Raw genomic sequence first — 23,750 nt, 5'->3', positions numbered from 1 at the left:
GTCGCCATGAAACCTGCCGAACTCACCAACGTCGACCGCATCGCCATTGAACTGGGCCATGCGGGCCGCAACGCCATTCCCTACATCGACGACGACCGCAACGCCGACCGTCCGTTCAAGCTGCAGACCTACCGCCCCTATGGCTACACGCCCGACCGCCCGGTCGTGATCGTGCAGCACGGCGTGCTGCGCAACGGCGACGAATACCGCGACTTCTGGGTGCCGGCCGCCGACAAGCACAAGCTGCTGATCGTGGCGCTGACCTTCTCCAACGAGATCTGGCCCGGCGTCGAAAGCTACAACAATGGCCGCGTGTTCTCGGCCGGCGGCAATCCGCGCCACATCGACGGCTGGACCTACGCGCTGGTGGGCAGCGTGGTGCGCGACCTGATCGCCGCCGAGATCACCGATGGCCAGAACGTGTACCTGTTCGGCCATTCCGCCGGCGGCCAGTTCGTGCACCGGCTGATGAGCAGCCAGTCGCATGCGCCGTTCAAGGCCGTGGCCGCGGGCAATCCCGGCTGGTACACGCTGCCGACCTTCGACCACCCCTTCCCCGAAGGCATGGCTGGCGTCGGCCTGACCGAGGATCACCTGGTCAAGCTGCTGGCCTATCCCATGACCATCCTGGCCGGCGACCAGGACATCGCCACCGACGATCCCAACCTGCCCTCGGAACCGGCCGCCATGCGCCAGGGGCCGCACCGTTTCGCGCGCGCGCAGAACTACTTCGAGGCCGGCCGCAAGGAAGCCGAGCGCCGCGGCGTGCCGTTCAACTGGACGCTGCAGGTCGTGCCCGGCATCGGCCACGACGGCCGCGCCATGTCGGCGGTCTGCGCCAGCCTCTGGTTCGATGGCCGCATGCCCGACGACGCCGAGCTGGCCCGCCTGGCCGGCCAGCAGGTCGCCTGATCGTTCCCTTTCCGCCTAGCCGACACCCGATACCGCCATGTCCTCGACCCTCAGCACCGAACAGCTCGTCTCCGGCATCCAGTCCTGGCTGCTTTGCGAGTCGCCCTCCAACTATCCCGACGGCATCGCCGCCATGGCCCGCATCATCGCCGGCCAGGCCGAGGCCGCCGGCCTGAAAGTGGAACTGTCCGACATCGGCCCGGACACCGGACCGCTGCTGTACGCCACCAACCGCGCCGACGGCGACGACCGTCCCGGCATCCTGATCCTGGCCCACATGGACACCGTGCATCCGGTGGGTACGCTCAAGGACAACCCGGTGCGGATCGAGGGCGACCGCCTCTACGGCCCGGGCAGCTATGACATGAAGGCCGGCATCTACCTGGCCCTGTCGGCGCTGGCGACCGTGGCCCGGCCCGGCGACACGCGCCTGCCCGTGGACTTCCTGGTGGTGCCGGACGAAGAGACCGGCAGCCATGCGTCGCGCGCCCACATCGAGCGCCATGCCGCCAACGCCAAGTACGCGCTGGTGTGCGAGCCGGCGCGCGCCAACGGCGGCAAGTGCGTGACCGCGCGCAAGGGCACCGGCATGCTGAACCTGAACGTCAAGGGCCGTCCGGCGCACGCCGGCATGAACCACGACAAGGGCCGCAGCGCCATCCGCGAAATGGCGCACCAGGTGTTGGCGCTGGAAGCCATGACCGACTACGAGCGCGGCATCACCGTGAGCGTGGGCACCATCGCCGGCGGCACCGTCACCAACACTGTGCCGGCGCACTGCCGCTGCGTGGTGGACTTCCGCGTGCCCGACATGGGCGCGGCCGAGGACGTGCTGCGCCGCATGCGCGAGCTGTGCGCCGTGGGTCCGGACGTGGAGCTGGACATCGACGTCGAGCTGAACCGCCCGCCCATGGTCAAGACCGAGGCCGCCGCCGCCCTGCTGGCGCTGGTCCAGGGCTACGCCGAGCGCGCCGGCTTCCTGCTGGAAGACGCGCCCATGACCGGCGGCGGCAGCGACGCCAACTTCACCTCGGCCATGGGCGTGCCCACGCTGGACGGCCTGGGCGCGGACGGCGACGGCGCGCACACGCTGCATGAGTACATCCTGGTGTCGACGCTGGAGCAGCGGCTGAAGTTCTGGGAATTGCTGTTGAAGGAATTGGAGTAGAAGGCCCCCCGAAGCGCTACGCGCTTCCCCGTGGGCGCTTCCCTCAAGCGGGCATGCTGGCGGACCGGCGAAGCCGGATCCGCGGCATCGGGCCTGGGCGAGATCTGACAGATGCGTCGGACACGATCATTTTGCGCCATCGATATCCTATTTTTGTAGGATAAATAGTGCTATAAATGGCGCACTCAGGCTCCGCATCCCTCATCAATATGGGAGACTTCCATGCGTCAAACTCTACGCAAGGCAGGAGGTTCGCTCGTGATGACCATCCCCAAGGCATACATCGACCAGAACGGGCTGCGTGAAGGCTCCCAGGTCGAACTCCACATGTCCGGCCGGCGGCTCACTATCGAACCGCCAGCGCGTCCGCGCTATGCGCTCACCGACCTCCTGGCTGAAATGCCGGATGGGCTGCCCCGAGCCGACGGCTGGGACGACATGCCCGCTGTCGGACGGGAGCGCAACTGATGGCATACGTGCCCAGCCACGGCGATATCGTGCATCTACAGTTTGATCCCGCTGCCGGCAGGGAAATGACGGGTCCGCACTACGGACTAGTCGTCAGCCACAAGGAGTTCAATCAACTTGGACTGGCGATGATCTGTCCGATTTCACAAGGTCAGGCCACCGAACAACGCACTCATGGCACGGTGGTCACGCTGATGGGCACGGGGACCGCGACGACGGGCAGCATCCATTGCCATCAACTGAAATCACTGGATTGGCGCGTGCGGCAGGCCAAACGAAAAGAGTCAGTGCCCGCGTACCTCGTCGATGAAGTCTGGGCTCGGCTTGAAGCGATAATGCGTCCTTGACTCCCGCGCGGCGCATGCCGTTTTCATCCCGCAGGCCCACCATGCCCGACCCTTCCGCCCCCGTCAGCGCCGTCGCCTACGGCCTGGCCACCCTGGCCGCCGATGGCGCCATCCTGGATACCTGGTATCCACGCCCCTCGCTGGCCGATCACACGCCCGCTGGCGGCACCCGCCACCTGACGCCCGAGGAAGCGCGCGCGGCGCTGGGCGAGCATGTGCCGACGGCCCTGGCGCGCGACACGCGCCGCAAGGTCGAGATCGTGGCCGTGCGCACCGCCATCGCCTCGCTGGAGGAACCGCCGTCGGACGCGCATGACGCCTACCTGCGGCTGCATCTGCTCAGCCATCGCCTGATCCGCCCGCACGACGCCAACCTGGACGGCCTGTTCAACGTGCTGTCCAACGTGGCCTGGACCTCGGCCGGCCCCTGCCCGGTGGACCAGATCGACGCGCTGCGCTGGCACCTGCGCGCCACCGGCCAGACGCTGGAAATCCGTGGCGTGGACAAGATCCCGCGCATGACCGACTACGTGGTGCCCCAAGGCGTGCGCATCGCCGACACGGCCCGCGTGCGGCTGGGCGCGCACCTGTCGCCCGGCACCACGGTGCTGCATGAAGGCTTCTGCAATTTCAACGCCGGCACGCTGGGCGCGTCCATGGTCGAGGGCCGCATCAGCGCCGGCGTCATCGTCGACGATGGCAGCGACATCGGCGGCGGCGCGTCCATCATGGGCACCATGTCCGGCGGCGGCAAGCAGGTGGTATCGATCGGCAAGCGCTGCCTGCTGGGCGCGAATTCCGGCATCGGCATCTCGCTGGGCGACGACTGCGTGGTCGAGGCCGGCTGCTACATCACCGCCGGCACGCGCGTGCTCACGCCCGAGGGCGCGGTGGTCAAGGCGGTGTCGCTGGCCGGCCAGCACGGGCAGCTGTTCCGCCGCAACTCGCAGACCGGCGCCGTCGAGACGCTGGTGCGCACGGCCGCCTGGGGCACGCTCAACCCGGCGCTGCACAGCGGCCACTAGGCCGCAACGGATCGCTCCGGCGGCGCGGCAAGCGCCAGATGCGATTCCTTGCGAATCAAGCGCGCCGCATCAAGCAGCAAGCTTCAGGCATCAAGTCGCAGGCATCAGGCGCCCGGCGCGATCGGCGCGAACGGAAAATGCCGCAGCTCGCCGCGCGCGGCGATCAGCGCGGTGGACTCGGGCACTTCCTCCCAGGCATCCGCCATGTCGGTCAGCGGTTCGGACAGCAGCAGGAAGGTGTCGTCGCCCAGCGCCGCGATCTGCGGATCGTCGGGATACAGCTGGCGCAGGTGCTGCACGCAGGTGTTGTGGAACAGCGTGCGCGACTCGCGCTCGCTGGAATAACGCACCGCGATCATGCGCTCGCCGTCCAGCGCGCACACCGTCATGTTGATGGGCTGCGCCACGCCATGGCGGCGCCCGGTCTCTTCCACCGCCCCCACCATGCGCGCCAGCGCCGGCAGCGGGTCATCCTCCAGGCCGAAGCTCAGCGCCAGCAGGAACATCAGCTCGGAATCGGTCGACCCTTCAAGCGAGCCGAAATACGCCGGCGCGATCATCAGCATCAGGTCGCGCCGCAGCAGCGGAAAGTCGCGGATCAGGCCGTTGTGCACGAACAGCCAGTTGCCATGGCGGAACGGATGGCAGTTGGTTTCCTGCGCCGGCGTGTCGGTGGCGGCGCGGATGTGCGCCACGAACAGCGAGGAATGAATGGCGCGCGCGGCCTCGCGCAGGTTGCGGTCGTTCCAGGCCGGATGCACGCTGCGGTAGCGGAACGGCGGTTCCAGGGAGCCGTCTGGCGCCGGGCGGGCGTACCAGCCCAGCCCGAAGCCGTCGCCGTTGGTGGTGGTGGCGCCCAGGCGCGCATGCAGGCTCTGGTCGATCAGGGAATGGCGCGCCTTGAACAGCACGCGCTCCATCTGCAGGGGACTGCCGGTGTAAGCGAGCCAGCGGCACATGGGATGCTCCTTCGATACGCGTTCCTTGCGGGCCAGTGTAGGAGCAGGCCGCAATTTTCTACAAGCGCGGCGGGCCGGCGCGCGGCATAGTCGGGGTCTATCCCCGAATCACTCCCCGGAGTCCCGCCTTGCACACGCCCGCCTCTCCCGACGCCCCGCAGATGGGCTTTTCCAGCGACAACATCGCCGGCGCCAGCCCCGAGATCCTGGCTGCGCTGGCGGCGGCCTGCCACGGCCAGGCGCAACCCTACGGCGCCGACGAGGGTTCGGCGCAGGTGCGCCGCCAGCTGGCCGACATCTTCGAGCGCGAGGTCGACGTGCTGCTGGTGCCGACCGGCACCGCCGCCAATTCGCTCAGCCTCTCGGCGCTGACGCCGCCCTGGGGCAGCGTGCTGTGTCATGCGCAAAGCCATATCGCCAATGACGAATGCGGCGCGCCCGAGTTCTTTACCGGCGGCGCGCGCCTGACGCTGCTGGGCGGCGCCGACGCCAAGATCGACCCCGCCCAGCTGGCAGTCGAGGCGCGCCGCAAGGCGGGCGACGTGCATTCGATGCAGCCGTCCTGCGTCAGCGTCACCCAGGCCACCGAGACCGGCGGCGTCTACACGCTGGACGAGCTGCGCGCCATCGGCGCCGTCTGCCGCGACGCCGGACTGCCGCTGCACATGGACGGCGCGCGCTTCGCCAACGCGCTGGTCAGCCTGGATTGCAGCCCGGCAGAGATGACCTGGAAGGCGGGCGTGACCGCGCTGTCCTTCGGCGCCACCAAGAACGGCGCGCTGGGCGTGGAGGCCATCGTGCTGTTCGATCCCGCGCCGGCCAAGGCGCTGGCGTTCCGCCGCAAGCGCGGCGGCCATCTGTTTTCCAAGATGCGCCTGCTGTCGGCGCAGATGCAGGCCTATCTGGACGGCGATCTGTGGCTGCGCAACGCGCGCCAGGCCAATGCCATGGCGCGACGCCTGGCGGCCGGCATGGAAGGCCTGCCCGGCGTGGCGCTGCAGGGCCGCGCCGATGCCAACATCCTGTTCTGCCGCCTGCCCGCTGCCGCCATCGACAGCCTGCTGGCGCAGGGCTTCGGCTTCTACCATGACCGCTGGGGCCCGGGCATCGTGCGCCTGGTCACTTCATTCGCCACGCGCGAACAGGACGTGGATCACTTTCTATCGGCGCTGCGCGCCGCCGTGGCGCGCGCATGACGTTGCCCGCATGAGACCGCCTGCATGGGGTTGCCTGCATGAAGTTGCCTGCGTGGGGTTGCCTGCCTATGCCGCGCCGCCCGGCTGATAGGCCGATGGCGGCGCGCCATAGGCCACGCGGAAGGCGCGGTTGAAATGGCTCTGGTCGTAGAAGCCTACCTCGGCCGCGACCTGCGCCACGCTCAGGCCGGACCCGGCCAGCGCCGCGCAGGCCCGCTCCAGCCGCAGCCGCACCAGCCAGGCATGCGGCGTCAGCCCGAAGGAATGCGCGAAGCGGCGCAAGAACTGGAAGCGGCTCAGGCCGCATAGCGCCGCCAGGTCTTCCAGGCCGATCTTCTCGCTCAGGCGCTCCTGGCAGTAGTCCAGCACACGGCGGCGGTGCTCGGCCGACAGACCGCCCTTGACCGCGCGCGGCGCCGCCGCGCCGCTGCGCGCGAACAGCGCGGCCATGACGGCCAGCGACGCCTCATCGCGCGCCATCGGCGTGGCGGACGCGTCGGACATCCAGGCGCCATGCAGCGCCATCAGCCGCTGCGCCAATCCCGCGTCCTCGATCAGCGTGGCCAGGAATCGCTCCTCGCCCGCGCCGCCCGCCACTTCGCGCAGAAACCCGCGCATCAGCTCCGGCGCGATGCGAAAGGTCTGGAGCGTATGGGAAAGGCCATAGTCGGAAACGCCCGCGCCGTCATGAATTTCACCCGGCGGCATCAAGGCGACGGCGCCCGGCCCCAATAGCACGCTGCGACCGCGAAAGCTCTGCCGCTGCACGCCCTGCGTCACCAGCCCGATGTGATAGTCCACGTGATAGTGGCGATCGAACTGGAACTCGGTGATCCGCGCCTGACCCAGCACCATGCCGGGCATGCCGGGTACGGGATGGTATCGAACGACGTCCTTCATGGCGGGAATGAAATAGGCGGATGGCAGCGGGCAAGACCACAGGTATAACGCCGAAGCCGGCGCGCGTCATGTAATTTCTTGCACGCCACCGCCGCGCCGCAGGAAACCCCATCTGTCACACAAAGAACCGAAACACGCCAGACAGGCGATCAGCCCACAACAGCGCGCAGCGAGCCCACCCCGCCAGCAAAGCCCCAATGCCAAGCAAACAACTCGTCCCGCAAAGACCAGGGCTGCACGGATCCGGCTCCGCCGGTCCGTAGCAGCGCCCCCCTGGGGGGGAAGCGCCCCCGGCGCTTCGGGGGGGTCTACTTCTTCAGCAGGGCCTTGAGCATACCCAACCGTTCCTTCGGATTCATCGCCGCGGTGACCTCGTCTTCCTTGATGGCGGGATCGTCCAGGCCCATTTCCTCGATGAAGCGCGACGGTTCGCGCACCACGTCCTCGCGGGCGCGGCGGCGGCGCTTGCACCAGCTCAGGTTCAGGCTGCGCTGCGCGCGCGTGATGCCCACGTACATCAGCCGGCGCTCTTCCTGGATGCGGGTGGCCAGGTTCTCGGCCGCGCGCGCCGGGTCGCCGACTTCGTCGTCCTTGCCCAGGTGCGGCAGCAGGCCTTCCTCGACGCCGGCCAGGTACACGTGGGGATACTCCAGCCCCTTCGAGGCATGCAGCGTGGACATCTTCACCGCGTCGGGTTCTTCTTCCTCGCCGCGCTCCAGCATGGTCACCAGCGCCACATGCTGCACCAGGTCGAAGAGCGACATATTGTCTTCCTCGGCCTTGCGCTTGAGCCAGCCCGTCAGTTCCAGCACGTTCTGCCAGCGCGTCTGCGCCGGCTTCTCATCGAACAGCTCGAACAGGTGCCGCTCGTACTGGATGGCTTGCAGCAGATCGTCCAGGATCGGGCCAGCCGGTTCTGCCGGCGCATCGCGCTTGCCATCGGCCGCGCCGCGGCCCGCGCGCCACTGCATGCGGCGGATGAATTCGGTGAAGGTGCGCAGCGGTTCGATCTGGCGCGGCGCCAGCAGGCTTTCCAGGCCGGTCTCGGGCACGGCGGCCAGCAGCGACAGCTCGCGGCTGGCGGCGTACTGGCCCAGCGTCTGCAAGGTGGCCTGGCCGATGCCGCGCTTGGGCGTGGTGGCCGCGCGGATGAAGGCCGGATCGTCGTCATCGTTGGCCAGCAGCCGCAAGTAGGCCAGGATGTCGCGCACCTCGGCCTTGTCAAAGAAACTCTGCCCGCCGGCGATGGTGTACGGGATCTTCAGGTTGCGCAGCGCCTGTTCCAGGATGCGCGACTGGTGGTTGCTGCGGTAGAGGATGGCGAAGTCCTTCCACTGCGCCTGGCGCTCGAAGCGCGCGGCCGACACTTTCATCGCGATGGACTCGGCCTCCTGCTCCTCGCCGTCCATGGCGGACACGACGATGGGCTCGCCCGTGCCCAGGTCGGACCACAGTTTTTTCTCGAACAGCTTGGGATTGCGCTCGATGACGCTGTTGGCCGCCGCCAGGATGCGCTGCACCGAGCGGTAGTTCTGCTCCAGCTTGATGAGCTTGATGTTGGGATAGTCGGTGGTGAGCTTGGCCAGGTTCTCGATGGTCGCGCCGCGCCAGGCGTAGATGGCCTGGTCGTCGTCGCCCACGGCGGTGAACATGGCGCGCTGGCCGGTCAGCAGCTGCACCAGCCGGTACTGGCACACGTTGGTGTCCTGGTACTCGTCGACCAGCAGGTAGCGCACGCGGTTCTGCCAGCGCGTGCGCACTTCCTCGTTGCCGGCCAGCAACAGCGCGGGAATGCGGATCAGGTCGTCGAAGTCCACCGCCTGATAGGCGGCCAGCGTGGCGGCGTAGCTGCGGTAGACATTGGCCGCCTCCGCTTCGGCGGGCGTCTGCGCCGCCTGCGCCGCGTCGTCCGGCTCCATCAGCGCGTTCTTCCACAGCGAGATGATGCCCTGCACGTGGCGCAGCCGCGCCTTGTCGGTGGTGGCCAGCAGTTCCTGGATGATGCTCATGGCATCGTCCGCGTCCAGGATCGAGAAGGTCGGCTTGAGCCCGGCATTGCGCGCTTCCTCGCGCAGCATCTTCACGCCCAGCGAATGGAAGGTGCTGATGGTCAGGCCCTTGGACAGCTTGCGGTCGACCAGCGTCTTGACGCGCTCGTCCATCTCGCGCGCGGCCTTGTTGGTGAAGGTCAGCGCCACCACGTTGCGGCCCATGTAGCCGCATTCGCGCAGCAGGTAAGCGATCTTCTGCGTGATCACCCGCGTCTTGCCGCTGCCGGCGCCGGCCAGCACCAGGCAGGGGCCGTCCAGGTAAAGCACCGCTTCCTTCTGCGCGGGATTCAGGCCGTGGCCAATGGGTTCGCTTGCGGACATTTTCCTCAGATCTCCAGCGGATCCACTTCCAGCTGCCAGCGCACGCGGGCCTCGTTGGCCAGATAGGGCAGGTAATGCGACCACACCCGCAGGAATTCCTGCAGCGCCGGCCGGCTGGTGCTTTCCACCAGCAGTTGCGCGCGCTCCACGTTCGCCACGCGCACCACGCGCAGCGGCACCGGGTCGTACAGCATGATGGCGTCCAGCGGCGGGAAGTCCGCCGCCCACTCGCCTTCCGGCATGGCGCGCGCCTGCTGCAGGAAGGCCTGCGCCGTGGCCAGCTCGCGCGCCTCGGCGGTCAGCAGCGCCTGATAGGCGTAGGGCGGCAGGCCGGTGCTCTCGCGTTCGTCCAAGGCGTGGCGGGCGAAGCCCGCGTAGTCGTGCCGCAGCAGCGCCTGGTACACGGGCTGCTCGGGATAGCCGGTCTGGATCAGCACCTCGCCATTGTTCTGATGGCGGCCGGCGCGGCCAGCCACCTGCATGAGCTGCGCGAACAGGCGTTCGGGCGCGCGGAAATCATGCGCGAACAGCATGGAATCGGCGTTGAGCACACCCACCAGCCCCAGGCGCGCGAAGTCGTGGCCCTTGGCCACCATCTGCGTGCCCACCAGGATGTCGACCTCGCCCGCGTGCACCGACGCGAACAGCGCTTCGGCGCTGCCTTTCCTGCGCGTGCTGTCGGCGTCGATGCGCAGGATGCGCGCCTCGGGAAACAGCTCGGCCAGATGCTCCTCGATGCGCTGGGTGCCGCGCCCCATCGGCGCCAGGTCCTGGTCGCCGCATTCGGGGCAGGCGCGCGGCACCGTCGCCTGGTAGCCGCAATGGTGGCAATGCAGGCGGTTGCCGCCGTTGCCGCTCCGGTGCAGCACGGTGAAGGCCGTGCAGCGCGGGCAGTTGCTGACCCAGGCGCAGGACTGGCAATGCAGCACCGGCGCGTAGCCGCGGCGGTTCAGGAAGATGAGCGACTGCTCCTTGCGCTCCAGTCGCTGGCCGATGGCGTCCAGCAATTGCGGCGACAGGCCCTGTTTCATCTGCAGGCGGCGCGTGTCCACCAGCTTGATCGCCGGCAGGCTGCTGGCGCGCGCGCGGCCCGGCAGCGCCAGCCGCAGGTAGCGGCCGCGCTCGGCGTGCTGCCAGGTTTCCAGCGAGGGCGTGGCCGAACCCAGCACCACCGGCACATTCAGGTCGTGCGCCCGCCACACCGCCAGGTCGCGCGCCGAATAGCGCAGGCCGTCCTGCTGCTTGTAGGACGCGTCGTGTTCTTCATCGACGATGATCAGGCCCAGCTCGGACAGCGGCGCGAATATCGCCATGCGCGTGCCCAGCAGCATGCGCGCCTGGCCGCGCTGGGCGCGCGACCACGCATCCAGCCGCTCGCCGTCGGACAGGCCGCTGTGCATCACGGCCAGGCCGTCCGGCCCCAGCTGCGCCTCCAGCCGCGCCCGCAGCGCGCCTTCGAGTTGCGGCGTCAGATTGATTTCCGGGACCATCAGCAGCACCTGACGACCGGCGGCCAGCACGCGCTCGGCGGCGCGCAGGTAGACCTCGGTCTTGCCGCTGCCGGTCACGCCGTACAGCAACACGGGCTTGAAGCCATTCAGGGCGGCCAGCGTTTCCACCGCCGCCTGCTGCGCATCGTTCAGCGCCGGCGGCTGGTCGGCCTGAGCCGGCGCGCGCGCCTTCTTGCGCTTGCGACCGTCCAGCCGCGCCACCGGCCCGCCGGCGGAGCGCTTGCCCTGATAGGCGGACGGCTTGCGTAACGGCGGCGGCAGGGTCGGCAGCATGACCTCGCCCAGCGGCCGCTGGTAGTACTCGGCGGCGAAGCGCGCCAGGCGCAGCCAGTCTCCGTCGAAGGGCGGCAGGTCGCGCAGTACCTCTTCGATCGGCTTGATCTGCTTGGGGTCGAAAGACGGCTCGGCCGGATTGTCCACCACCACGCCGATCATCTTGCGACGTCCGAACGGCACGATCACGCGCAGCCCCGCCTCCACCGGCGCATCGCTGCGGTAGTCGAACGGACCGGGCAAGGGCACATCCAGCGCCACCCGCACCCAGCAGACGGCGGCGGGATTCTGGACGGCGTCGGTATCAGGCATGTTCACGGGGACGGATCAATGGAAGACGGTTTTCTGGCCGAAAGGTTGAGCCGTCCGGCGATAGGCCGGATCCCGCCAATTCCCCCAGGGGTCGCCGGGCCGGCTTGCCCCCTGCCTGTGGATAACTTTGGGGAAAAGGCAAGAGCAACATCACACTTTGGAATAAGGCAAGATTGCATCAACTCTTGCAATCCTGCTGAAAACCCTGTTTTCGTCATTATTAACAATGACTTATGCAGGCTTTCGAGATTGTAAACCAGCTTATAAAGGGTTTTCCCCGAGCGCTTTCTTGCTGTGCACAACTGTGCGTCGGGGCCCTCAAGCTTCGGCCCTTGGGCGCGAAGCGCTCACTCACTTATCCCCGCAACGAACGGCTGTGCCGGTGGACTTCATCGACCAATTCGGCTACGGCTTCAGGAGGCGTGAAGCGTGAAATGCCATGCCCCAGATTGAACACATGCCCCCCTTTGCCGACCGGGCCGAACGCGTCCAGCACCCGGCGCGCCTCGGTCCGGATGGCGTCGCCGCCGCCGAACAGCGCCATGGGATCCAGGTTGCCCTGGAACGCAACCGAGTCGCCGGTGCGGCGACGCGCCGCCGCCAGGTCCACGGTCCAGTCCAGGCCGACCGCGTCGCAGCCGCAGGCAGCGATCTGTTCCAGCCACTGCCCGCCGCCCTTGGTGAACACAATGACCGGCACGCGGCGGCCTTCGTTCTCGCGCTTCAGGCCCGCGACCACCTTGCGGGTATACGCCAGCGAAAACTGCTGGAACAGGCCATCGGCCAGCACGCCGCCCCAGCTGTCGAACAGCATGACGGCCTGGGCGCCCGCGTCGATCTGCGCATTCAGGTATTGCAGCGTGGCCTGGGCGTTGATTTCCAGGATGTGATGCAGCAGGTCCGGCCGCGCGTACAGCATCGTCTTGATCAGGCGATAGTCGTCGCTGCCCTGCCCTTCGACCATGTAGCAGGCGATGGTCCAGGGGCTGCCGGCGAAACCGATCAGCGGCACCTTGCCGTCGAGTTCGCGGCGGATGACGCGGACCGCGTCAAAGACATAGCGCAGCTTGTCCATGTCGGGCACGGCCAGGCGGCGCACGTCGTCCTCGGTGCGCACGGGATGCGCGAAGCGCGGCCCTTCGCCAGCGGCGAAGTCCAGTCCCAGGCCCATGGCGTGCGGCACGGTGAGAATGTCGGAGAACAGGATGGCCGCGTCCAGGTCGAACCGCGCCAGCGGCTGCAGGGTGACTTCCGCGGCGTAGTCGGGATTCTGAGCCAGGCCCATGAACGAACCCGCCCGGGCGCGCGTCTCGTTGTACTCGGGCAGGTAGCGGCCCGCCTGGCGCATCAGCCAGATCGGGGTATAGGGCACGGGCTCGCGCAAGAGCGAGCGCAAGAACACATCGTTCTTCAGGGCGGAAGCAGACACGGCTATCCTCTTTGATCGGAAGCCGTGAGTTTACTTCCCCTGGCTGACAGAACGCGGCCCTAGGCCCAAGGCGGGCTTGTTCGGACGCAAGCGGCGAGAATGACCGAGGCCGTGCGCCGGCGCTTGGCGCCCGGTCCGGACAGCGCTCAGTCCGACGGCATGTCCTGGCCGCGCCGGGCCGCCGCGATGCGATAGGGCGCGGCTTCTATGCCGTGCTTGCGCATCAACGCCCAGAATGCGCGGCGGTGCTTGCTGGACGCCCTGGCGGCCTGCGCCACGTTGCCGCCGTGATGGGAGAGTGCGCGCCGCAGGTACTCGCGCTCGAACTCGCCCACCACGCGTGCCTTGGCCCGTGCGAATGGCTCGCCGCCGTCCTGCCAGCGGGGCAGCAACCGCAGGCTCGCCATGGCCTGATCGAACAAGGCCGACGCCACGCGTGGACGCGTCGCGGCCGGCGGCGAGCCGCCTGCTTCCGGGCCCGACTCGCGGCCCCGTCCTGGAGCGGGCATCGCGCCCGGGCGATGAGGCGGCAGGCCGACGGGCACGAGGACCGCCTGGCCCTGCGCCCCATAGCGCAAGGCGGGCTCTTCGAGCGAGGCCGCCGCCAGCCCCCACGCTGCCGACAGCAGCTGATGGCGCAAGCGCACGCGCAACCCTTCCAGGCAGACGGGTTCGGAAATGAAATCGGCCGCGCCCAGCGCCAGCAGGTCCTCGATGGCCGACGCCTTCATGCCGTCGACCAGCACCAGGATGGGCGTGGCCAGGGCCGGCCGCGCCTGCTGCAAGGCGATGCGGGTCCAGGCCAGCGTGGCCGGCTCGACCGGCATCAGGCAGGCATCGTAGCGCTTGAGCGTCACGGCCATGGCCGCCAGCGCCTGCGGTTCGGCGGCCTCGCCCGCGCTCGCGAGCAGCAAGGGATGAAAGCGCACACGTGCCACTTGCGGCTGATGCCGCTCGATCCAGCCGCGCATGGCCGCATCGTGGCCAGGCGGCAGCAATACCCCGCAATCCAGCATTTCACGCACCTGCTTCTCCTGTTTCCGCGCGGCGCCGGCATACCGGCGGCGCCGCCAAAACTGAAGGCTAATGTTGCGGATCGCTCAGGGCTATTCGTAGTGAACGCAAGGTGGCGGCAGGCGAGGATGCGCAGGCAAGGCCGCGCAGGCAAGAAAAAAGCGGCCAGAGGCCGCTTCTTTCCGGATCCGGGGCAAGCCCCGATCGCCCGTCCGCTCAGTGCGAGCGGCCGCCTTGGCGCAGCTTGCGCGCGGCCACGGCTTGCGCCGCCAGCATCGCGAGTTCGGCTTCGACCACGGCGATGTCGGCCTTGTCCTTGGCGTTGCGCAGCGCCTCTTCGGCGCGCTGGCGCGCTTCCAGGGCACGGGCCTCGTCTAGGTCGGCGGCACGGATGGCCGTGTCGGCCAGGACCGTGACGCTGCCGGGCTGCACTTCCAGGATGCCGCCGGCGACGAAGATGTTTTCCTCGCCCTGGTCGGCACGAACGATCTTGACCGTCCCGGGGCGTATGCGCGAAATCAGCGGGGTGTGGCCGGGCAGGATGCCCAGCTCACCCGCTTCGCCAGGCAGCACCACGAACTTCGCCTCACCGGAGAAGATCGCTTCCTCTGCGCTGACGACATCCACATGCAGGGTAGCCATATCGGTTCCTTATTGCAGTTTCTTGGCCTTCTCGAAGGCCTCGTCGATCGAACCGACCATGTAGAAAGCCTGCTCGGGCAGCGCGTCGCACTCGCCGTTCACGATCATCTTGAAGCCGCGGATGGTTTCAGCCAGCGGCACGTACTTGCCGGGCGAACCGGTGAACACTTCGGCCACGTGGAACGGCTGCGACAGGAAGCGCTGGATCTTGCGCGCGCGGGCCACGGCCTGCTTGTCTTCCGGCGACAGTTCGTCCATGCCCAGAATCGCGATGATGTCGCGCAGTTCCTTGTAGCGCTGCAGTGTCTGCTGCACGCCACGGGCCACGGCGTAGTGCTCTTCGCCGACGACTTGCGGGTCGAGCTGGCGGCTGGACGAATCCAGCGGATCCACGGCGGGGTAGATGCCCAGCGCGGCGATGTCACGCGACAGCACGACGGTCGAGTCCAAGTGCTGGAAGGTGGTGGCGGGCGACGGGTCGGTCAAGTCGTCAGCGGGCACGTACACGGCCTGGATCGAGGTGATCGAGCCGGTCTTGGTGGACGTGATGCGCTCTTGCAGCTTGCCCATTTCCTCGGCCAGCGTCGGCTGGTAGCCCACGGCGGACGGCATACGGCCCAGCAGAGCGGACACTTCCGTGCCGGCCAGCGTGTAGCGGTAGATGTTGTCCACGAAGAACAGGATGTCGCGGCCTTCGTCGCGGAACTTCTCGGCCATGGTCAGGCCGGTCAGCGCCACGCGCAGACGGTTGCCCGGGGGTTCGTTCATCTGACCGAACACCATGGCGACCTTGTCCAGAACGTTCGACTCTTCCATTTCATGGTAGAAGTCGTTGCCTTCGCGGGTACGCTCGCCCACGCCGGCGAACACCGACAAGCCGCTGTGCTGCTTGGCGATGTTGTTGATCAGCTCCATCATGTTGACGGTCTTGCCCACGCCGGCGCCGCCGAACAGGCCGACCTTGCCGCCCTTGGCGAACGGGCACACCAGGTCAATAACCTTGATGCCGGTTTCCAGCAGCTCGACCGACGGCGACAGCTCGTCGAAACGGGGAGCGTCCTGGTGAATGGCGCGCTTTTCTTCGTGCTTGATTTCACCGGCTTCGTCGATCGGACGGCCCAGCACGTCCATGATGCGGCCCAGGGTGCCGGTGCCGACGGGCACCGAGATCGGGGCGCCGGTGCCGGCGACCTTCATGCCACGGCGCAGGCCGTCGCTGGAGCCCAGGGCGATGGTGCGCACCACGCCGTCGCCCAGCTGCTGCTGAACTTCGAACGTCAGGCCCTTCTCGGCGAACGAGGAACCCTCGTCGGCCAGGGTGAGCGCTTCATAAATCTTGGGCATGTGATCGCGGGGGAACTGAATATCCACCACGGCGCCGATGCACTGAACGATGGTTCCGTTGCTCATGTCGATTCCTTGCTTGATAGCTTTTGAGACGGGAAGCCGCGCCTTAGACGGCGGCGGCGCCCCCTACGATTTCCGAAATTTCTTTGGTGATCGCGGCCTGGCGGGTCTTGTTGTAGACCAGCTGCAGATCGCCGATGACCTTCTTGGCGTTGTCCGATGCCGCCTTCATGGCGACCATCCGGGCCGATTGCTCCGAAGCCATGTTCTCGGCCACGGCTTGGTACAGCAGGCCCTCGACGTAACGCTGCAGCAGGTCGTCGATCACGCTACGGGCGTCCGGCTCGTAGATGTAATCCCAGCTGTAATCCGACTTCACTTCCGAGGTCTTGGACAGGTTTTCCGCGCCGGTCTGGTACGGATCGTCCAAACCGCTGGCCAGGGGCAGCAGGCGCAGGAACATCGGCTCCTGCTTCATCGTGTTGACGAAGCGGGTCGACGCCACGTACAGCGCGTCGATGCGGCCTTCCAGGTAAGCGTCCAGCTGCACCTTGATCGCGCCCAGCAGGCGGTCGAGTTGCGGCTTGTCGCCCAGCTGGACTTCGTTCGAAACCAGCTTGGCGCCGATGCGGGTCAGCACGCCCAGGCCCTTGTTGCCGAAAGCGGTCGCTTGCACGGCGATGCCGTTCTTCTCGAACTCTTTCAGCTTGGACAGCACCACGCGGGTGATGTTGGTGTTCAGGCCGCCGCACAAGCCCTTGTCAGTCGTCACCATGACCACGCCGACGGACTTCACTTCGCGTTCGACCAGGTAGGGGTGGCTGTACTCGGGGTTGGCCTGCATCAGGTGCGCGGCGATCTCGCGCACCTTGGTGGCATACGGACGGCCGGCGCGCATCCGTTCCTGCGCCTTGCGCATCTTGGATGCGGCGACCATTTCCATCGCCTTGGTGATCTTGCGCGTGTTTTGCACGCTCTTGATCTTGGTTCGGATTTCCTTAATTCCGGGCATTGCGCTTTCCTGTGAAGACTGGCCGATGGGTTCCGCTCGCGCCTCATCCATCCGTGAAGGACGGGCGAGGCGCTACGGACGCCTAACCCATCACTTTCTTAAAAAGCACCGTGCTTCTTGAATTCCAGGATGGCGGCGGCCAATTCGCCTTCGTCATCCTTGGACAGTTCCTTGGTGTCTTCGATGCGCTGGATCATGGCCGCGTGCTTGGCCTTGAGCTGATCCTTCAGCGACTTCTCGAACGCCAGCACTTGCGAAACGTCCACGTCGTCCAGGTAGCCGTTGTTGACCGTGTACAGCGTGACGGCCAGTTCCCACACCTGCAGCGGCTGGTACTGCGGCTGCTTGAGCAGTTCCACCACGCGCTTGCCGCGCTCGAGCTGGCGACGGGTGGCGTCGTCCAGGTCGGAGGCGAACTGCGCGAAGGCGGCCAGTTCACGGTACTGGGCCAGGTCGGTACGGATACCGCCGGACAGCTTCTTGACGACCTTGGTCTGGGCGGCGCCGCCGACGCGGGACACCGAGATACCGGCGTTGATGGCCGGACGCACACCGGCGTTGAACAGGTCGGTTTCCAGGAAGATCTGGCCGTCCGTGATCGAGATCACGTTGGTCGGAACGAAGGCCGACACGTCGCCCGCCTGGGTTTCGATGATCGGCAGCGCGGTCAGCGAGCCGGTCTTGCCCTTGACGGCGCCACCGGTGAACTTCTCGACGTACTCTTCGTTGACGCGAGCGGCACGCTCGAGCAGGCGCGAGTGCAGGTAGAACACGTCGCCCGGGTAGGCTTCGCGGCCCGGCGGACGGCGCAGCAGCAGCGAGACCTGGCGGTAGGCCCAGGCTTGCTTGGTCAGATCGTCATAGACGATCAGGGCGTCTTCGCCGCGATCGCGGAAGTATTCGCCCATCGTGCAGCCGGCGTAGGCGGCCAGGTACTGCATGGCGGCCGAGTCGGAGGCCGAGGCGGCCACGACGATGGTGTATTCCAGCGCGCCGTGCTCTTCGAGCTTGCGCACCACGTTGTTGATCGTCGAAGCCTTCTGGCCGATGGCGACGTACACGCAGGTGACGCCCTTGCCCTTCTGGCTGATGATGGTGTCGACGGCCACGGCGGTCTTGCCGGTCTGGCGGTCGCCGATGATCAGTTCGCGCTGGCCGCGGCCGATCGGGACCATCGAGTCGATAGCCTTGATGCCGGTCTGCAGCGGTTGCGACACCGAGCGGCGGGCGATAACGCCGGGCGCCACTTTTTCGATGATGTCGGTGGCCTTGGCGTTGACCGGGCCCTTGCCGTCGATCGGCTCGCCCAGCGTGTTGACCACGCGGCCGCGCAGTTCGGGGCCGACCGGCACTTCCAGAATGCGGCCGGTCGTCTTGACCTGGTCGCCTTCGGACACGCCGGTGTAGTCGCCCAGAATCACGGCGCCGACGGAGTCGCGCTCGAGGTTCAGCGCGAGGCCGTAGACGTTGTTGGGGAATTCGAGCATTTCGCCCTGCATCACGTCCGACAGGCCGTGGATGCGGGTAATACCGTCGGTCACGGACACGACGGTGCCCTGAGTACGGACATCAGCCGAAGCGCCCAGGCCCTCGATGCGGCTCTTGAGCAGTTCGCTGATCTCGGAGGGATTGAGTTGCATATAGACTCCTGGAATCCTGTAAGTGCGCCTTAAGCGGCGAGCTGGTCGCGCATGCGGGCCAATTGGGCTTGTACGGAAGTATCGAGCACCTGGTCTCCGACAGCCACGCGCACGCCGCCGATCAACGACTGATCGACGGTGACGCTGGGCTTGAGCTTGAGGCCGAATTTTTGCTCGAGCGCGGCAACCAGTTCTTTGACCTGGGCTTCGCTGAGTTCGAACGCGCTGGTGATTTCCGCCTGCGCCGTGCCGTCGTGACGATTCCGCAGCGCTTCGAATTGCGAAGCGATGACGGGCAGCAGCAGCAGCCGGTCATTCTGGACCAGCAGCTCGATGAAATTGCGGGCGGCCTGCGGCAGCTCGGCCTTGATCAGGCCGGAGAACAGCTCGATGCGCTGCTTGTCGCCCAGACGCGGGTCGGCCATCGCCTCGCGCACGTCGGGGTTGGCGGCGACTTGCGACAGCTGGCCGACCAGGTCGGCCCAGGCCGGCAAGCCGGCCTTGTCGTCACGGGCCGCGGCGAACAGCGCCTCGGCGTACGGCCGGGCAACAGTGGAAAGTTCAGCCATGACGGTCCCGGATTAAAGCTGCGCGCGGAGCTGGTTCAGCAGCTCGGCGTGGGCGCGGGCGTCAACCTCGCGCTTGAGGATCTGTTCAGCACCCTTGACAGCCAGCGCCGCGACGTCGTCGCGCAGCGCATCACGGGCGCGCTGGACTTCCTGCGCGGCATCCTGCGCGGCTTGCGCCACGATACGGGCACGCTCGGACTCCGCTTCGCGGCGGGCCTGGTCGATCAGCGAGGCGGCTTGCTTCTCGGCCTCGACGATACGGGCGTGGTTTTCGGACTTGGCAGAAGCCTCGATCAGGCTGATACGCGCCTGGGCCTGGGCCAGATCGGCCTTGCCCTTATCGGCCGCGGCCAGGCCGTCGGCGATTTTTTGGCGGCGCTCGTCCATCGCCTTCGTCAGAGGAGGCCACACGAATTTCATCGTGAACCAGCCCAGAACGAAGAACACGAGCATCTGGAAAATGATCGTCGCGTTCAGATTCACGGTCGTTCCTTTAACACCATTCGGCTCCGGTCGCGCCTGAAGAGAGGGCAATCACGGAGCGCTCGATACTTTGCTGATCGGCGATGGGCCCTTGGCCGCATCGCCGACAGCGTCATGACCCGCCTGTTTCGCCGGCGGGCAGTGCCTTAGCCGACGAACGGGTTGGCGAAGGCGAACAGCATGGCGATACCCACGCCGATCAGGAACGCCGCGTCGATCAGGCCAGCCAGCAGGAACATCTTGGTTTGCAGAGCGTTCATCAGTTCAGGCTGACGAGCCGAGGCTTCCAGATACTTGCCGCCCATCAGTGCGATGCCGATGCAAGCGCCGATGGCGCCCAGACCGATGATAAGACCGCAAGCGAGGGCAACGAAAGCGACGTTGGTCATGACAACTCCTTGGTTAGAAATCTGAAGTCAAAAATTAAGGAATAAGGGTACTGCTCAATGCAAGATGATCTTGCCATCCCGCGTCGGCCGGTTGGCCGCCGCGGGAAATCCGGGGGTCAGTGGCCTTCGTGAGCCTGGCCGAGGTACACCAGCGTCAGCATCATGAAGATGAAGGCCTGCAGCAGGACGATCAGGATGTGGAAGATCGCCCACACCGAGCCGGCCAGGACCTGGCCGATGCCCAGTCCGATGCTGGTGCCGTTGAAGCCGGTCCAGGCGCCGCCCAGCAGGGCGATCAGCATGAAGACCAGTTCGCCGGCGAACATGTTGCCGAACAACCGCATGCCCAGCGAGACGGACTTGGCGGCGTATTCGATCAGGTTCAGCAGCAGGTTGAAGGGGGCCAGCACCACGGCCGCGATGCCATGGGCATGGAACGGCGCGGTGAACAGTTCCTTGACGAAGCCGCCCGGGTGCTTGATCTTGATGCCGTAATAGAACATCAGCAGCAGCACGCCCAGGGACATGCCCATCGGCACGTTCAGGTCGGCGGTCGGGAGAATGCGGTGATAGTAGAGCGGGTCGCCGTGCTCGGCGCCCAGGCCGGTCCAGCGCCAGATGGAGGGCAGCAGATCGACCGGCAGCAGGTCGAGCGCGTTCATCAGGATGATCCAGAGGAACACGGTCAGGGCCAGCGGGGCCACGAACAGACGGCTCTTGGCGTTGTGGACGATGCCCTTGGCCTGGTCGTCGACCATGTCCACGACCATTTCCACGAAGGCCTGCAGGCGGCCCGGAACGCCGTTGGTGGCGCGGCGCGCGGCGCGCCAGAGGAAGAAAATGACGATCAGGCCGGTCAGGGCCGACCAGAACAGCGAGTCGTAATTGATGACGTCGAACTGAGCAATAGCGCTCTGTTTCTCGCCGGTGTTATTCAGATGCACCAGGTGGTGCTGAATATACGCGGACTGAGGCGACACGTCGCTGGCAGCAGCCATTTGATTCCTACCCTATTTGCTGTATGCCCGGCCCTTGCGGATCGGACGATTCCACGATTTCGTTTGCCGCGGACTTGCCGGCATCTATGACAACTTGCGGAACATCAATAGCAGGAGATATCCCTTCAAGGTGAGGATCAGGCCCAGCAGCGCCGCGGGCCAGACCAGCCAGCCTTGCGCCACACGCGACAGCAGCCACAACAGCAATGCCGTTGCGAACAGCTTGATCAACTCGCCAAAGAGAAAGGTAAAGGGACTGGCCCGTCCGGACCGTACGCTGAAAGCCAGGCGCAATGCGAACAACGCATTGGGTATGAAATACGCTCCTGCCCCCGCCAGCGCCGACCAACCTGCCGCTGCCCCTCCGACAACCCCCGCGATTACTGCTGCTGCGAGCCCCAAGGCGCCCTGCGCCGCCAATGCCAACAGAAGGCCGCGGCTTGCCTGCGCATTCAGTGCCGCACGGTCCGCGTCGCTGAGTACCAGCACCCGATCCGCCTGGCCCTGCTCCGGCGTTCCCCGCATGGCATCCTGCCCTGCATTTTGCCCTGCACCCTGCCCGGCAAATACTTGCTGCGCATGTTGTGCTTCTAGCTGCATGGAACCCCGCTGCATCAGACTTTTCCCGCGTTCAGGCAACACCAGACACCATCCCTTTCAGGATTCATGGGGTATTCCCCCTTTGGTTTCGTCTGGATCGCCGGGCTTTTCAGGCGGTATCCTCTTGCGCCAAATTTTCATCGGCACCGGGAAACACCCGCTTTTTCGCCCAACTCATTGCCCTACAACTGCTTTTCTGCCCCTGTCAGAACTAGCGGCGAACAACCTTGTGTTCTTATCCCGCAAGCGTCAAACCCGCAGAGTATAGCTTGATTCTTTTTGGGCGAGCAAATGAACTTTCGGCCGGTTGTAAGCTGCCCGAGACAGTCCTTTGCTTCCGCGCCGAGGACAAAAAATAGGGACGCGAAAAGCGTCGGGCAGGAGCCTGCTCCTAGGATTCGTCCCAACCGAAATCGCCCCGCAACGGCGCCCATCCCCGCGCTTCCAGCCCCCCCATCCGAACCTCGCGCAAGACCCGGCGACCACAAGAAAAAACGCGCGCCGCATGGAATCGCGGCGCGCGTCCCGCCTGCGCGGTACGTGCTTCAGTCGCGGCGCACCGGCGGCGGCGCCCACAAGCCGTCCAGCGCCAGGTCCTGCGGCCAGTACAGGCGCATGCTCAACAGGAACGGGCCATCGGAGGCCGGCGCGCTCAGCCAGTTCGCGCGCTTGCGCTCGCCGGGGTCGCGGCGCTGGATGTACACGTCCAGCGAACCGTCGGCGTTGTACTTCAGGCCGTCGGTGCTGCGCAGCACGTAGCGGTTGGCGGGATTGGCGGCGAAGCCATGCTGGCTGTTGTAGACGTGCAGCGACCAGAACGCGTTGGCCGGCGGCAGCTGACCCTTCTCGAAGTGCAGCACGTAGTCGTCGTCCGAATTGAGCGTGCGGCCCTTGGAATCAGCGACCGTGACCGGATACAGCACGTCCTCGGGCGTGGGCGCGCCCAGGCCCGCATAGGCGATGGAAGCGCGGCGCGTGTAGTCGGTGCCGTAAGTGCCGATGCCCGACAACACGGTGTTCCAGCCGTTCAGCGGCGTGCCCAGCCGCGTCACGCCGTCGGCGATGCGGCGGCCCGCCAGCGGCTGCGCGTCCGCCAGCGCCTGCTGCACTTGCGGACTCAGGCGGCCGAAGTTGAAGGGGCGCCGGTCGTCCAGGCCGATGCGGCGCATGCGGTCGAGCATGGGACCGTCGTTGGCGTGCGGCGGGTTATTGCGCAGCGTGTCGAAGAACAGCGCGAAGAACGAGGCCGCATCCAGCGCGGCCGCCTGCTCGGACGGCGTGCCCGGCGGCAGCTGCATGGGCGCCGGCATGGGCAAGCCGCTGCCGATGGGCGCCGTGCCGACGCCCGCGCCGGTCTGCGGATACGGATCATGCCCGCCTCGCGGCGTCGCGCCGCGAGCCCGCGTGGACGGCGGCGCGGCCGCCGAGATCAAGGGGCTGGCCGACATGGACGACTGGATCTGATTGACGGCCGCATAGTCCTGCGGACCGCCGGCCTGCGTCCAGCCGATCAGCCAGCCGGTCGCGGTGGGGCTGCGCACCAGGTCCACGCCGGGCGGCAACGTGCCTTGCCAATCGGGCCCGACGATGGCGAAGGACTGCGCGCCGTTGCCATTGGTGCGCGTGCCGCGCGAGGCGAACACATCGCTCCACATGTCCAGCGCCGACAGCAGCGTGTAGCGGCCGCCGGCATCGGGCAGGCGCACGATCAGCGGCGCGCGCGAGACGTCGAACCACAGGCTCGAATGCAGCGCGTCGGCGCTGGGCCAGGGCGTGCCGGTGGCGGCGGGATCGGGGAATGCGGTCTTGTGGCCGAACTGGTTCATCGGCGCCTTGCCGTCGGCCGGCGACTGCACGGCGGTGGCCTGGCGGCGCGCCAGTTCCATCAGCACCATGGGATAGGCATAGACGTAGGCGTCGATGGCGGTATCGCGCAGCTCCTGCTCGCTCATCCTGGGCGCGGGCGCGGCGGCGGCCGGATACGGGGTTTCGGACACCAGTCTCAGCGTGGAGCGCGGGGCCTGATTCTGGGCCGGGGTCTGGGCCTGGGCGGCGGCGAAGCAGGCGCTCAGGGCGCTGGCCAGAACGACGGCGGTCCAGCGGCGATTGACAGTGGGGTTACGCATGCAAGGCTCCTTGTTGGTTTTGTTTCGCAAGCGAGCCGCCGCGCAGGGCTTGCCAGTA

At 66.9% G+C, this 23,750-nt stretch carries 22 protein-coding genes; 6 read left to right on the top strand and 16 right to left on the bottom strand.

The window, feature by feature from the left end; all coding sequences use genetic code 11:
• Positions 1 to 6 precede the first annotated feature (6 nt).
• From C2U31_RS06925 to dapD, 5 genes are all read left to right on the top strand, one after another.
• On the top strand, positions 7 to 912 hold the full coding sequence (locus C2U31_RS06925) for a prolyl oligopeptidase family serine peptidase (protein WP_103272169.1): 906 nt from the start codon (positions 7 to 9) through the stop codon (positions 910 to 912).
• 37 nt (positions 913 to 949) lie between these two features.
• Positions 950 to 2,080 carry a M20 family metallopeptidase gene (locus C2U31_RS06920; protein WP_103272168.1) on the top strand — a complete coding sequence of 377 codons (1,131 nt, stop codon included), beginning with the start codon at positions 950 to 952 and terminating at the stop codon, positions 2,078 to 2,080.
• Between the two features lie 222 nt (positions 2,081 to 2,302).
• On the top strand, positions 2,303 to 2,548 hold the full coding sequence (locus tag C2U31_RS06915) for an AbrB/MazE/SpoVT family DNA-binding domain-containing protein (protein WP_103272167.1): 246 nt from the start codon (positions 2,303 to 2,305) through the stop codon (positions 2,546 to 2,548).
• The gene (locus C2U31_RS06910; protein WP_103272166.1) at positions 2,548 to 2,895 is read left to right on the top strand and encodes a type II toxin-antitoxin system PemK/MazF family toxin; all 348 of its coding nucleotides are present in this window, start codon (positions 2,548 to 2,550) and stop codon (positions 2,893 to 2,895) included. The genes C2U31_RS06915 and C2U31_RS06910 overlap by 1 nt, the downstream gene beginning before the upstream one ends.
• Positions 2,896 to 2,936: 41 nt before the next feature.
• On the top strand, positions 2,937 to 3,920 hold the full coding sequence (dapD, locus tag C2U31_RS06905; RefSeq protein ID WP_103272165.1) for a 2,3,4,5-tetrahydropyridine-2,6-dicarboxylate N-succinyltransferase: 984 nt from the start codon (positions 2,937 to 2,939) through the stop codon (positions 3,918 to 3,920).
• A 104-nt stretch (positions 3,921 to 4,024) separates the two neighbouring features.
• On the opposite strand, the gene C2U31_RS06900 is transcribed toward dapD, so the two are convergent.
• The gene (locus tag C2U31_RS06900; protein ID WP_103272164.1) at positions 4,025 to 4,879 is read right to left on the bottom strand and encodes a class II glutamine amidotransferase; all 855 of its coding nucleotides are present in this window, start codon (positions 4,877 to 4,879) and stop codon (positions 4,025 to 4,027) included.
• Positions 4,880 to 5,007: 128 nt separating this feature from the next.
• Between C2U31_RS06900 and C2U31_RS06895 the strand changes: the two genes are divergently transcribed.
• Positions 5,008 to 6,075 carry a low specificity L-threonine aldolase gene (locus C2U31_RS06895; protein ID WP_233772685.1) on the top strand — a complete coding sequence of 356 codons (1,068 nt, stop codon included), beginning with the start codon at positions 5,008 to 5,010 and terminating at the stop codon, positions 6,073 to 6,075.
• A 66-nt stretch (positions 6,076 to 6,141) separates the two neighbouring features.
• Here C2U31_RS06895 and C2U31_RS06890 read toward each other — a convergent pair whose 3' ends face one another.
• The 15 genes from C2U31_RS06890 to C2U31_RS06820 all read right to left on the bottom strand — a co-directional run bounded on the left by C2U31_RS06890 (position 6,142) and on the right by C2U31_RS06820 (position 23,692).
• Positions 6,142 to 6,975 carry an AraC family transcriptional regulator gene (locus tag C2U31_RS06890; protein WP_103272163.1) on the bottom strand — a complete coding sequence of 278 codons (834 nt, stop codon included), beginning with the start codon at positions 6,973 to 6,975 and terminating at the stop codon, positions 6,142 to 6,144.
• 308 nt (positions 6,976 to 7,283) lie between these two features.
• On the bottom strand, positions 7,284 to 9,347 hold the full coding sequence (locus C2U31_RS06885; RefSeq protein ID WP_103272162.1) for a UvrD-helicase domain-containing protein: 2,064 nt from the start codon (positions 9,345 to 9,347) through the stop codon (positions 7,284 to 7,286).
• A 5-nt stretch (positions 9,348 to 9,352) separates the two neighbouring features.
• Entirely contained in the window at positions 9,353 to 11,443 is a 2,091-nt protein-coding gene (locus C2U31_RS06880) for a primosomal protein N' (protein WP_103276290.1), read from the bottom strand.
• A gap of 355 nt (positions 11,444 to 11,798) precedes the next feature.
• The gene (gene hemE / locus C2U31_RS06875) at positions 11,799 to 12,872 is read right to left on the bottom strand and encodes a uroporphyrinogen decarboxylase (RefSeq protein ID WP_103272161.1); all 1,074 of its coding nucleotides are present in this window, start codon (positions 12,870 to 12,872) and stop codon (positions 11,799 to 11,801) included.
• 146 nt (positions 12,873 to 13,018) lie between these two features.
• Positions 13,019 to 13,888, bottom strand: a complete 870-nt coding sequence (locus C2U31_RS06870; protein WP_233772821.1) for a helix-turn-helix domain-containing protein — start codon at positions 13,886 to 13,888, stop codon at positions 13,019 to 13,021.
• A 214-nt stretch (positions 13,889 to 14,102) separates the two neighbouring features.
• Positions 14,103 to 14,528: a F0F1 ATP synthase subunit epsilon gene (locus tag C2U31_RS06865; RefSeq protein ID WP_103272160.1), complete on the bottom strand. Its 426-nt coding sequence runs from the start codon at positions 14,526 to 14,528 to the stop codon at positions 14,103 to 14,105.
• 9 nt (positions 14,529 to 14,537) lie between these two features.
• Positions 14,538 to 15,938, bottom strand: a complete 1,401-nt coding sequence (atpD, locus tag C2U31_RS06860; RefSeq protein WP_103272159.1) for a F0F1 ATP synthase subunit beta — start codon at positions 15,936 to 15,938, stop codon at positions 14,538 to 14,540.
• A 43-nt stretch (positions 15,939 to 15,981) separates the two neighbouring features.
• The gene (gene atpG / locus C2U31_RS06855) at positions 15,982 to 16,887 is read right to left on the bottom strand and encodes a F0F1 ATP synthase subunit gamma (protein ID WP_103272158.1); all 906 of its coding nucleotides are present in this window, start codon (positions 16,885 to 16,887) and stop codon (positions 15,982 to 15,984) included.
• A gap of 98 nt (positions 16,888 to 16,985) precedes the next feature.
• Positions 16,986 to 18,527 carry a F0F1 ATP synthase subunit alpha gene (gene atpA, locus C2U31_RS06850; protein ID WP_103272157.1) on the bottom strand — a complete coding sequence of 514 codons (1,542 nt, stop codon included), beginning with the start codon at positions 18,525 to 18,527 and terminating at the stop codon, positions 16,986 to 16,988.
• A 29-nt stretch (positions 18,528 to 18,556) separates the two neighbouring features.
• A complete protein-coding gene (locus C2U31_RS06845; RefSeq protein WP_103272156.1) occupies positions 18,557 to 19,096 on the bottom strand; it encodes a F0F1 ATP synthase subunit delta in 540 nt (179 codons plus the stop codon).
• A 12-nt stretch (positions 19,097 to 19,108) separates the two neighbouring features.
• Complete coding sequence (locus tag C2U31_RS06840; RefSeq protein WP_103272155.1) at positions 19,109 to 19,579, bottom strand: F0F1 ATP synthase subunit B; 471 nt, start codon at positions 19,577 to 19,579, stop codon at positions 19,109 to 19,111.
• A gap of 146 nt (positions 19,580 to 19,725) precedes the next feature.
• The gene (gene atpE, locus C2U31_RS06835) at positions 19,726 to 19,968 is read right to left on the bottom strand and encodes a F0F1 ATP synthase subunit C (protein ID WP_003815363.1); all 243 of its coding nucleotides are present in this window, start codon (positions 19,966 to 19,968) and stop codon (positions 19,726 to 19,728) included.
• Between the two features lie 116 nt (positions 19,969 to 20,084).
• A complete protein-coding gene (gene atpB, locus C2U31_RS06830) occupies positions 20,085 to 20,966 on the bottom strand; it encodes a F0F1 ATP synthase subunit A (RefSeq protein WP_103272154.1) in 882 nt (293 codons plus the stop codon).
• A gap of 84 nt (positions 20,967 to 21,050) precedes the next feature.
• Positions 21,051 to 21,491 (bottom strand): ATP synthase subunit I, encoded by a 441-nt coding sequence (locus C2U31_RS06825; RefSeq protein ID WP_103276288.1) that lies wholly within the window; start codon positions 21,489 to 21,491, stop codon positions 21,051 to 21,053.
• Between the two features lie 620 nt (positions 21,492 to 22,111).
• Positions 22,112 to 23,692, bottom strand: a complete 1,581-nt coding sequence (locus C2U31_RS06820) for a DUF1254 domain-containing protein (protein ID WP_103272153.1) — start codon at positions 23,690 to 23,692, stop codon at positions 22,112 to 22,114.
• Positions 23,693 to 23,750: the final 58 nt, after the last annotated feature.

The sequence above is a fragment of the Achromobacter sp. AONIH1 genome (assembly GCF_002902905.1).
Taxonomy (GTDB): domain Bacteria; phylum Pseudomonadota; class Gammaproteobacteria; order Burkholderiales; family Burkholderiaceae_B; genus Achromobacter.
This window is presented reverse-complemented; position numbering and strand designations above follow the sequence as displayed.